This window comes from Micromonospora zamorensis (assembly GCF_900090275.1).
GTDB lineage: Bacteria > Actinomycetota > Actinomycetes > Mycobacteriales > Micromonosporaceae > Micromonospora > Micromonospora zamorensis.
The window spans coordinates 3,084,232-3,093,678 of the sequence record NZ_LT607755.1 but is presented as its reverse complement, the minus strand read 5'-3'; the positions used below and the strand labels follow the sequence as shown (position 1 = coordinate 3,093,678).

At 71.7% G+C, this 9,447-nt stretch carries 11 protein-coding genes; 4 read left to right on the top strand and 7 right to left on the bottom strand.

What is annotated here, in order from left to right:
* Window position 1 precedes the first annotated feature (1 nt).
* The 7 genes from GA0070619_RS13530 to GA0070619_RS13500 all read right to left on the bottom strand — a co-directional run bounded on the left by GA0070619_RS13530 (window position 2) and on the right by GA0070619_RS13500 (window position 6,434).
* Window positions 2-2,158: an FtsX-like permease family protein gene (locus GA0070619_RS13530; RefSeq protein ID WP_088948384.1), complete on the bottom strand. Its 2,157-nt coding sequence runs from the start codon at window positions 2,156-2,158 to the stop codon at window positions 2-4.
* The gene (locus tag GA0070619_RS13525) at window positions 2,155-2,835 is read right to left on the bottom strand and encodes an ABC transporter ATP-binding protein (RefSeq protein WP_088948383.1); all 681 of its coding nucleotides are present in this window, start codon (window positions 2,833-2,835) and stop codon (window positions 2,155-2,157) included. The genes GA0070619_RS13530 and GA0070619_RS13525 overlap by 4 nt, the downstream gene beginning before the upstream one ends.
* Window positions 2,832-3,356, bottom strand: coding sequence for a PadR family transcriptional regulator (locus GA0070619_RS13520; protein ID WP_088948382.1), 525 nt, complete (start codon window positions 3,354-3,356; stop codon window positions 2,832-2,834). Before GA0070619_RS13520 ends, GA0070619_RS13525 begins: the two co-directional genes overlap by 4 nt.
* A gap of 89 nt (window positions 3,357-3,445) precedes the next feature.
* Window positions 3,446-3,808 (bottom strand): fluoride efflux transporter CrcB, encoded by a 363-nt coding sequence (gene crcB / locus GA0070619_RS13515; RefSeq protein WP_088948381.1) that lies wholly within the window; start codon window positions 3,806-3,808, stop codon window positions 3,446-3,448.
* The gene (locus GA0070619_RS13510; RefSeq protein ID WP_088948380.1) at window positions 3,805-4,281 is read right to left on the bottom strand and encodes a fluoride efflux transporter FluC; all 477 of its coding nucleotides are present in this window, start codon (window positions 4,279-4,281) and stop codon (window positions 3,805-3,807) included. The genes crcB and GA0070619_RS13510 overlap by 4 nt, the downstream gene beginning before the upstream one ends.
* 32 nt (window positions 4,282-4,313) lie before the next feature.
* Complete coding sequence (locus GA0070619_RS13505; RefSeq protein ID WP_088948379.1) at window positions 4,314-5,072, bottom strand: class I SAM-dependent methyltransferase; 759 nt, start codon at window positions 5,070-5,072, stop codon at window positions 4,314-4,316.
* Window positions 5,073-5,213: 141 nt separating this feature from the next.
* Complete coding sequence (locus GA0070619_RS13500; RefSeq protein WP_231927407.1) at window positions 5,214-6,434, bottom strand: MFS transporter; 1,221 nt, start codon at window positions 6,432-6,434, stop codon at window positions 5,214-5,216.
* A 135-nt stretch (window positions 6,435-6,569) separates the two neighbouring features.
* Here GA0070619_RS13500 and GA0070619_RS13495 point away from each other — a divergent pair, with 135 nt between their 5' ends.
* The 4 genes from GA0070619_RS13495 (at window position 6,570) to GA0070619_RS13485 (ending at window position 9,424) form a co-directional block, all read left to right on the top strand.
* Entirely contained in the window at window positions 6,570-7,019 is a 450-nt protein-coding gene (locus GA0070619_RS13495) for a MarR family winged helix-turn-helix transcriptional regulator (protein ID WP_088948378.1), read from the top strand.
* A gap of 77 nt (window positions 7,020-7,096) precedes the next feature.
* Window positions 7,097-7,456 carry a hypothetical protein gene (locus GA0070619_RS33460; protein ID WP_231927406.1) on the top strand — a complete coding sequence of 120 codons (360 nt, stop codon included), beginning with the start codon at window positions 7,097-7,099 and terminating at the stop codon, window positions 7,454-7,456.
* A complete protein-coding gene (locus tag GA0070619_RS13490; protein WP_231927405.1) occupies window positions 7,375-8,403 on the top strand; it encodes an AMP-binding protein in 1,029 nt (342 codons plus the stop codon). Before GA0070619_RS33460 ends, GA0070619_RS13490 begins: the two co-directional genes overlap by 82 nt.
* A gap of 37 nt (window positions 8,404-8,440) precedes the next feature.
* On the top strand, window positions 8,441-9,424 hold the full coding sequence (locus GA0070619_RS13485; protein ID WP_088951779.1) for an aldo/keto reductase: 984 nt from the start codon (window positions 8,441-8,443) through the stop codon (window positions 9,422-9,424).
* Window positions 9,425-9,447 lie beyond the last annotated feature (23 nt).

The following is a 9,447-nucleotide window of genomic DNA, read 5'->3' as shown; positions in this document are numbered from 1 at the left end:
ATCACTCGCTGCGGGCGGTCTCCGGACCGGTGATCCGTTCCAGCAGCGGCAGGGTGGAGGCGATGACACCGAGGCAGGCGGCCAACCCGACGACGACGATCACGTAGAAGCGTGGCTCCGGCGCGATCAGCGTGTAGCCCATCTGTGCCCGCAGGAACAGGTGGGCGGCGAGGAGGCCCATCCCGATGGCGACGGCGGCGACGGCGAGCATCGGCACGGCGCTCTCCAACGCCACCACCCGACGCAGGACCCGCACCGGCGCGCCGCTGAGACGCAGCAGGCTGAACGGGCGTCTGCGCTCGGTGAGCCCGCCGATCACGCTGACCGCGAGGCTGCACCCGCCGAGCGCGAGGCTGGCGATGATGATGACGTTGGCCAGTTGTTCCCAGCCGCGCAGCGTGTTGGCGAACTCCGACTCGAAGTCACCGGGCACGTTCGGCGCCACCCGGAAGGCCGGCAGGGCGGTCTCGAGCGCGGTGCGCGAGCGCTCGATGGTGGCGGCGGAACCGTCAGTGTCGACGACGATCGACATCACCGGCAGCTGTCGGAGTTCGCCGAGTGGAACCGATGCGGCGGGCCAGACCCTGGTGGACGACGCCGACTCCCGGAAGGGGATGAGACCCGTCGCCACCTCGGCGACGGCGGCGCCCTCGGCGCACCGGCCGTACGCGCTCGGGATCTCGGCGCACGCGATCAGGCCGGGCTCGCTGGCGCTCATCCAGTCCGGGTTCTCGCGCACCGCGAACGCGGACCGCACGCCGGTGATCGAGCGTAGGTCGGTGAAGAGCGAGTCAGGCGTCGCCGGTGCATCCTCAGGAAGGTAGAGCGACACCTGTCCCGCCTCGGTCGAGCCGACCGGTGCCGGGCCGCGGTTGGCGACGATCGTGGTGATCACGCCGACGGCCACGCTCGTCACGAAGAGCGCGAGCATGATGCCGCTGATCGCCCGGAAGCCGGCCTTCGGGTTGTCAGCGAGGCGTCGCGCGGCGATGAGGGTGGCGGGGCGGTTGGCGAACCGGGCCATGACCCGGGCGCCGACCATCGTCAGCCACGGACCGGCGAGGATCAGGCCGGCCATGATGAGCAGCAGGCCGGGAAGGAACACCGCGGCCTGGCCATCGGATGTCGGGGGCCGGAACCCGATGGCGAAGAACAGCACGGCGACACCGAGCAGGATCGGGATCAGCCGGTACGCCCGCGGGGCGCGGGGAGTGACCCGGCGGGTCACGCCCAGCGGCGAGATCCGTACCCGGCGCAGCGAGACCTGGGCCGCCACCGCCGCGCCGGCCGGAACGCCGAGCGCCACCAGCAGGGTGTCCAGCACGCCCAACGACATGTCGCTGGGGAAGAACGGCATGCCCGTGAACGGGATGTCCGCCATCGGGCCGCGGAAGGCGTAGAACAGGCCGAAGCCGACGGCGGTGCCGACGACGGCCGCGGTGGTCGCCTCCACCGCCGCGACCACCGAGATCTGCGTCGGGGTGGCGCCGACCAGGCGCATCGCGGCGAAGCGCTGCTCCCGGCGGGCCGCGTTGAGCCGGGTGGCGGTGCCGACGAAGATCAGCAACGGGAACAGCAGCCCGCCTGCGATCACGCTCAGGATGAGGTTCACCGTCGTCTCGGGCAGCGCGGGAGTGTCGCCGACGGTGGTGAGCTGCCTGGCGAGGGGCAATGTGGCCACCTCGTCGGGGGTGCCGCCCCGGATGACGAGCAGGGTGTCCGGCGAGGTCAATCCGGCCGGACCGACGGTGCCGATGTCGCGCCCCGGGTAACGGTCAGCCAGTTGGTCGGCGGGGTGGGCGGCCAGCAGCTTCCGCAACGCGGGCGAGGCGTAGTACTCCCCGGGCCCCGGCGTGCTCGGGACGCCGGTCGGGGTGGGCGCGTCCGGGCCGGTCGGGGCAACGTCGATCCGAATGATCTGCTTGCCGTGGAAGTAGTCCTCGCGCGTCGACCACCACAGAGGATCGGCATCGCCGCCCGTCGAGGCGTTGGGATAGACCGACGCGTACCGGGTGAGCTGGGCGTTGACCGCGTTGACCCCGGCGAGGGTGGTCAGCAGCAGCCCGCTGCCGACCGCGACGGCGGCGGCGATGACGAGCAGGCGGGTGAGGGCCTCCCGGCCGCCGGCCACAGCGAGGCGGAGCCCGAAGCGGATCATGAGGCGATCCGGTCCGGCGCGTTCACGCGCCCGTCGCGGACCATGACCTCACGGTCGGCGTACGCGGCGATCCGGGGTTCGTGGGTCACCAGGATGACAGTGGTGCCCTGCTCGCGGGCGGCGCCGACCAGCAGGTCCATCACCTGCTCGCCGGTCAGCGAGTCGAGCGCGCCGGTCGGCTCGTCGGCGAAGAGCACCTGCGGCTCGGCGACCAGACCGCGGGCCAGGGCGACCCGTTGTGCCTGCCCGCCGGACAACTCACCCGAGCGGCGCTGCTCCAGGCCGTCCAGGCCGAGGCGCGCGAACCAGGCTCTCGCCTTCGGCAGCGCCTGCTTCCGGTGTACGCCGCTGAGCAGCAGCGGCAGGGCGACGTTCTCCACGGCGGTCAGCTCGGGGACGAGCTGGCCGAACTGGAAAACGAAGCCGAAGCGGTCCCTGCGCAGGCTGCTGCGCTGGGTCTCGGCCATGGCGTCGACCCGCGCTCCGTCGAAGAGGATCTCGCCGGAGTCGGGCACGAGGATGCCGGCCAGGCAGTGCAGCAGGGTGGACTTGCCCGAGCCGCTGGGGCCCATGATGGCGACAATCTCGCCCGCGTCAACGGCGACGCTCGCGCCGCGCAGGGCGGGCGTCTGGCCGAAGGAGAACGCCACGTCCCGTGCTTCGATCACGACGCTCATGGCCGCACCTCCTTCCGTAGGGCGTCCAGCCGGGCGCCGGTCATCTCGATCCACCGGAGGTCCGCCTCCAGGTGGTAGAGACCGTGGTCGGCGAGCAGCGCGTCGACCAGGCCGCCGGCGCGCTTGAGCTCGGTGAGCTCACGCATCCGGTGCAGGTGCGCGCTGCGCTGGGTGTCGAGGTATTCGGCGGCCGGCCGGTCCAGCATCAGCGCGAGCACGACCTTGGCGAAGAGCACCGTCTGCAGGTGCGGTTCCGGGTCGACCGGCTGGGTCAGCCACTGCTCGACCTCGGTCGCGCCGACGTCGGTGATGATGTAGCGCTTGCGGTCGGGGCCGGAGCCGGGAGCGACGTCGCTGATCACCACCTTGCCGTCGCGGGCCAGTCGGCTGAGGGTGGAGTAGACCTGGCCGAACGGCAGTGGCTTGCCCCGGCCGAAGAAGGCGTCGTAGTCGCGCTTCAGGTCGTAGCCGTGGCTGGGCTCTCGTTCGAGGAGGCCGAGAAGGGTCAGTGGCACGCTCATGGGAGGAGACTACACCGAGGGTATACCCCGCGTATATACCCTCGGTGTGTTCTCGGAGGGTCCAGCAGTCGGGGCGCAATTTCCGGAGGTCAGCCCAGCAGGAGGCGGGCCAGGGCGTAGCCGGCGGCGGCCGCGGCGAGCCCCACAGCGACGCTGCCCACGACGTTGGCCAGCGCGAGGAGCCGGTGACCGCGCTGCGCCAACCGCAACGTCTCGTAGCTGAAGGTGGAGTAGGTGGTCAGCGCGCCGCAGAACCCGGTGCCGAGCAGCGCGGTGAGCGCCGGGCCGGCCGGCCACCCGACGAGCACGCCGAGCAGCAGTGAGCCGACCACGTTGACGGTGAACGTGCCCCAGGGAAACGCCGAGTCGTGCCGGGTCTGGACCGCCCGGTCGGTGAGGTAACGCAACGGCGCGCCGACGGCCGCGCCCAGGGCGATGAGCAGCACGGTCATCGGGCCGCCCGCCGCCCCAGCAGCGACGCCGTGACGGCGTCGCCCAGCGCGACCGCGACGAGTGCCCCGAGCACCGTCGCCGCCAGGTACGCCAGCGCGGTGCCCGGCGCGCCCGCGACCAGTGCCTGCTGGATGTCGACCGCGTAGGCGGAGAACGTGGTGAACCCGCCGAGCACCCCGACCCCGAGGAACGGGCGAGCCAGGAGGTGCCCACCGCCGAGGTGCCCGAGCACCGCCATCAGCACGCCGATCAGCAGGCAGCCGGACGTGTTGATGGCGAACGTCGCCCAACCGAAGCCGGTCGGCGGGTGCGGGGCGGCGTGTTGCAGACCGGCCCGGGCCAGCGCACCGAGCACCCCGCCGGCCGCGATCGCGGCGAGGACCGTTGTGGGGCGCACGGCCAGCTCGCGGCGGTCGGCGGGGACGCGCAGGTCGACGTCGGGGTCGCTACGCGGCTCGGATGGCTCTGGCACGGCTCTTCAGCGTAGTGCCGGCGACGGCGGCGTCAGCGCACTGCCGCGACGGCGGCGTCAGCGCCGCCCCGCCACACCGTGCCGACCTCGGTGAAACCGGCGGCGGTGAGCGCGGCGAGGTGCCAGGAAACCGGCGGGTTCCACTCCGGGCTGTGCCCGGTCGGGTAGATGTCCTGCCGCTGGGTGACCAGTGGCGCCAGCGCCGGGTCCGCCCCGGCCTGCTTCCACCAGTCCGACCAGGACAGCAACGAACCGGCCGCGTACCGGGCGTTGCGCCGGTCCCTCGCCCGGTCCATCAGCCGCTTGGTCAGCTCCGGCAGGCTGTCGTCCGGCATGTGGTCGGCGTTGACGAAGACCCCGCCCGGCCGCAGCACGTCCCGCAGCTCGGCGTAGAGCTGTCCGAGCCGGTCGGCCGGCAGCCAGTGCAGGGCGGTGGCGGTGAGGACGGCGTCGTACTCGCGGTGAGGGAGCGCGTCGCGCCAGTCGGGGGTGCCGAGGTCGGCCGTGACGATGGTGGCCCGGTCGGCCAGCGACGAGCGGGCGATGGCGAGCAGCGCCGGGTCGAGGTCCAGCAGGGTCGCCTCGGCGCCGGGGAAACGGGCCAGCGTACGCAGCGAGATGCTGCCGGTGCCGCCGGCCAGGTCGAGCACTCGTGGCGGCCGACCGTCGAGGACCGCGTCGACGGTGTCGAGCATGGCGGTGAACCGGTGTTCCCGGTCCGGTAGGTAGGCCTCCTGCTGACGGTCCCAGCTCTCCTGCCAGGCCCACGCATCCGTGATGTAAGGACTCATGATGGGAAGGCTAGTTACCGTTCGGGCGCGCTGTCCAGACCTTGTTGCACATAACTTGCAATTGCGAGAAGATGGCAGGGCGATGATCAGGGTGACGCCGGGTCGGGCATCCGCCCGGCCCGGCGTCCTCGTGTAAGCGGGTCAGGCCGCCGTCTCGACCAGGGCGGCGTCGGCCTTCGCTGGCTCCTGGCGGCGGGCCAGCCGCAGCGCCGCCAGCAGGACCCCCAATCCGGCCAGGGTGAGCGCGGCGCCGGCCCAGATCGGCGAGGTGTAGCCGAACCCGGCAGCGATTGTCACCCCGCCGATCCAGGCGCCCAGCGCGTTGCCGAGGTTGAACGCGGCGATGTTGGCCCCGGACGCCAGCGTCGGCGCCTGGTGGGCGTACTGCATGATCCGCATCTGCAACGGCGGCACGGTGGCGAACCCGAACCCGCCCATCAGCACCAGCGCGATGATGGTCAGCACCGGGCTCGTCGCCGTCAGCGCGAAACCGACGAGGACCACGGTGAGCACCGCCAGGACGGTGACGAGGGTGCGTGACAGCGACCGGTCCGCCGTCCGACCGCCGAGCAGGTTGCCGGCGAACAGCCCCACTCCGAAGAGGACGAGCAGCCACGGGACGGTGCTGCTGGCGAAGCCGCTGACCTCGGTGAGCGTGTAGGCGATGTAGGTGAACGCGCCGAACATCCCGCCGAAGCCCAGGACCGTGATGACCAGGGAGAGCCAGACCTGCGAGTGCGTGAAGGCACGCAACTCGCCGCGCAGGCCGGCGCTCGGGCGGTCGGCGGTGGCGGCGGCGCGGCCCGGGATGAGCAGGGCCAGCCCGATCAGCGCGACCACCCCGATGGCGGTGATCGCCCAGAACGTCGACCGCCAGCCGAAGTGCTGCCCGAGGAAGGTGCCGAAGGGGACGCCGAGCACGTTCGCGATGGTCAGGCCGGCGAACATCATGGCGATGGCGCCCGCCCGGCGGGCCGGTGCGACCAGGCCGGCTGCCACCACGGCGCCGATGCCGAAGAACGCGCCGTGGCAGAGCGCGGCGACGATCCGGCCGGCCATCATCACGGCGTAGTCGCCGGCGACGGCGGAGAGCAGGTTGCCGATGATGAACAGCACCATCAGGCCGAGCAGCACCGGCTTGCGCGGCAGTCGGGTGACCGCCGCGGTGAGGGCGACCCCGCCAACGGCCACGCTGAGTGCGTAGCCGGAGATCAGCCAGCCGGCCACCGGCTCGGTGACGGCGAAGTCGGCGGCCACCTCGGGCAGCAGCCCCATGATCACGAATTCGGTGAGCCCGATGCCGAAGGCGCCGATGGCCAGCGCGATCAGGCCGGGTGGCAGGGACTTTTGGCGTACGGACATGGTCTTCCCATCGGGGAGGGGGCAGATGTGCGGCGCGTGCAACTACGCGCGTCAGCAACGAAATACTTGCACGCGCTTTATATCGGCGCAAGCGTGGTAGCCTGGGGCAGGTCAGATCACCCGAGGAGGGCCGGCATGGGCATCGCCGACGACGCGGTCGAGATCCGCGCGCAGGGCTGGCGCACCCTCGCCGCCCTGCACGGGCTGATCGAGACGTCCCTGGAGCGGGCCCTGCAGGCCGGCCACGACCTGTCCGTCGTCGAATACACGGTGCTCGACGCGCTCTCCCGCCAGCACGGCTGGCACATGCGGATGAGCCAGCTCGCCCGCGCCGCCGCGCTCTCCGGCAGCGCCACCACCCGCCTGGTCACCCGACTGGAGCAGCGCGGTCTGCTCACCCGCATCCTCTGCGCCGACGACCGACGCGGCATCTACACCGAACTGACCCCGGCCGGGTCCGAGCTGCTCAGCCAGACCCGGCCCACCCACGACCGGGTGCTCAGCGAAGCGCTCGCCGAAGCCGAGGCGACCCCCGAGCTGGCCCCGCTGGTCGACGCCCTGCACCGGCTGCCAGCCGCCCGCTGACCGCCCCGCCAGACCGGGCGACGGCGGCGTACGGTACCCGCAGCCCCACCGGGACCGCCGCGCCAAGGAGGCACGCGATGCAGGACCGCACCCCTCGTGCGGAGGAGCTGGAGCCGATCGAGCGCGCCGGCATCGACGAGCTGCGTGACCTGCAACGCGAACGGCTGCGCTGGTCGTTGCGGCACGCGTACGACAACGTGCCGCACTACCGCCGGGCGTTCGACGCGGCCGGGGTGCACCCCGACGACTGCCGGGACCTCGACGACCTGGCCCGCTTCCCGTTCACCGGCAAGGCGGAGCTGCGGGAGAACTACCCGTTCGGCATGTTCGCCGTCCCCGGGAGCGGGTGTCCCGGTTGCACGCCTCCTCCGGCACCACCGGCCGACCGACGGTGGTCGGCTACACCCGCGATGACCTGCGCACCTGGGCGCGACTGATGGCCCGGTCGATCCGCGCCTCCGGCGGCCGTCCCGGCGACCGGGTGCACGTCGCGTACGGCTACGGGCTCTTCACCGGGGGCCTGGGCGCGCACTACGGCGCCGAGGAGCTGGGCTGCACGGTCATCCCGGTCTCCGGCGGCATGACCGAGCGTCAGGTCATGCTGATCCGCGACTTCGAACCCGAAGTCATCATGGTCACGCCCAGCTACATGCTCGCCATCGTGGACGAGATGCAGCGCCAGGGCGTCGACCCCCGCGCCACCTCGCTGCGGGTGGGCATCTTCGGGGCGGAGCCGTGGACCGAGGACATGCGCCGGGAGATGGAACAGCGACTGGACATCCACGCGGTGGACATCTACGGGCTCTCCGAGGTGATGGGTCCCGGCGTGGCCACCGAGTGCGTCGAGACCAAGGACGGGCTGCACGTCTGGGAGGACCACTTCTACCCCGAGATCATCGACCCGGTCACCGGGGCCGTGCTGCCCGACGGTGAGCGGGGTGAGCTGGTGCTGACCTCGCTGACCAAGGAGGCGATGCCGGTCGTGCGCTACCGCACCCGCGACCTGACCCGGCTGCTGCCCGGCACCGCCCGCCCGATGCGCCGGATCGAGAAGATCACCGGTCGGACGGACGACATGATGATCGTGCGCGGGGTGAACATCTTCCCCACCCAGATCGAGGAGCTGATCCTGCGGACCCCTCAGCTGTCGCCGCACTTCCAGTGCGTACTCGATCGGCAGGGCCGGTTGGACACGCTGACCGTGCGGGTGGAACGACGGGCCGGGGTTGGGGTGGACGCCGCCGAACGGGCCGGGGCGACGCTGGTCCAGCTGGTGAAGAACATCATCGGTGTGAGCGTGGCGGTCGACGTGCTCGCCCCGGACGCCGTGGAGCGGTCGATGGGCAAGATGCGCCGCATCGTCGACCAGCGGGCGGCCGGCTGAACCACCCCTGCCGCCCTATCCTTTGCCGGTGCACACGATGAACTACGGACACCTGGGCCGCTCAGGTCTGCTGGTCAGCCGGGTCGGCCTCGGGACCATGAACTTCGGGTACACAGTGGACGAGGCGACCAGTTTCGCGGTCATGGACGCCGCTGTCGACGCCGGCATCAACGTCTTCGACACCGCCGACGTCTACGGTGGGCCGCAGTCACCGGAGATGAAGAAGGGCTACGGCATCGCGGAAGAGACCGTCGGCCAGTGGCTGCGGCGCAGCGGACACCGCGATGACATCGTCCTGGCCACGAAGGTGTACCAGCCGATGGGCCTCGGCCCGAACGACCGTCGGTTGTCCGCCTATCACATCCGCCGCGCCTGTGAGGCCAGCCTGCGGCGGCTGCGGACGGACCATATCGACCTGTACCAGATGCACCACGTCGACCGGGCCACGCCGTGGGAGGAGATCTGGCAGGCGATGGAGCAGCTCGTCCGCGAAGGCAAGATCACCTACGTCGGCAGCAGCAACTTCGCCGGCTGGGACGTGGCACTCGCCCAGGCCGCCGCGTCGGCACGCCATTTCCTCGGCCTGACCAGCGAGCAGAGCCTCTACAACCTTGCCGTACGCGCCGTCGAGCAGGAGCTCATCCCCGCCCTGCGTCACCTCGGCATCGGACTGATCTCGTACAGCCCCCTGCACGCCGGCCTGCTCGCCGGCGCGCTCGACGCCGCCGACCAGGGTGGCAGCGCAGACCCCTCGGCGCGGCAACGCATCGAGGCGCACCGCGACCAGCTCACGGCCTACGAGGGGTTGTGCCGGGAACTGGGCGCACAGCCGGCGGCCGTCGCCATCGCCTGGCTGCTGCGCAACCCGGTCCTCTCCACCACCATCGTCGGTGCGACGACGATCGATGAGCTGCGAGCGGACCTCGACGCGTTGTCCGTGCGGTTGGACGACGACGTCATGGAACGACTCGACCAGATCTGGCCGGGGCCGGGAGAGGCCCCGCAGACGTACGCCTGGTGAGCCCGGCCGGGCACACACCAGGC

Excerpts from the sequence above, each read along its gene's own strand:
- GA0070619_RS13495 (WP_088948378.1), top strand. The coding sequence starts at position 6,570 with ATGGGCATCGCCGACGACGCGGTCGAGATCCGCGCGCAGGGCTGGCGC.
- GA0070619_RS13500 (WP_231927407.1), bottom strand. The coding sequence starts at position 6,434 with ATGTCCGTACGCCAAAAGTCCCTGCCACCCGGCCTGATCGCGCTGGCC.
- crcB (WP_088948381.1), bottom strand. The coding sequence starts at position 3,808 with ATGACCGTGCTGCTCATCGCCCTGGGCGCGGCCGTCGGCGCGCCGTTG.
- GA0070619_RS13525 (WP_088948383.1), bottom strand. The coding sequence starts at position 2,835 with ATGAGCGTCGTGATCGAAGCACGGGACGTGGCGTTCTCCTTCGGCCAG.
- GA0070619_RS13505 (WP_088948379.1), bottom strand. The coding sequence starts at position 5,072 with ATGAGTCCTTACATCACGGATGCGTGGGCCTGGCAGGAGAGCTGGGAC.
- GA0070619_RS33460 (WP_231927406.1), top strand. The coding sequence starts at position 7,097 with ATGCAGGACCGCACCCCTCGTGCGGAGGAGCTGGAGCCGATCGAGCGC.
- GA0070619_RS13530 (WP_088948384.1), bottom strand. The coding sequence starts at position 2,158 with ATGATCCGCTTCGGGCTCCGCCTCGCTGTGGCCGGCGGCCGGGAGGCC.
- GA0070619_RS13485 (WP_088951779.1), top strand. The coding sequence starts at position 8,441 with ATGAACTACGGACACCTGGGCCGCTCAGGTCTGCTGGTCAGCCGGGTC.
- GA0070619_RS13520 (WP_088948382.1), bottom strand. The coding sequence starts at position 3,356 with ATGAGCGTGCCACTGACCCTTCTCGGCCTCCTCGAACGAGAGCCCAGC.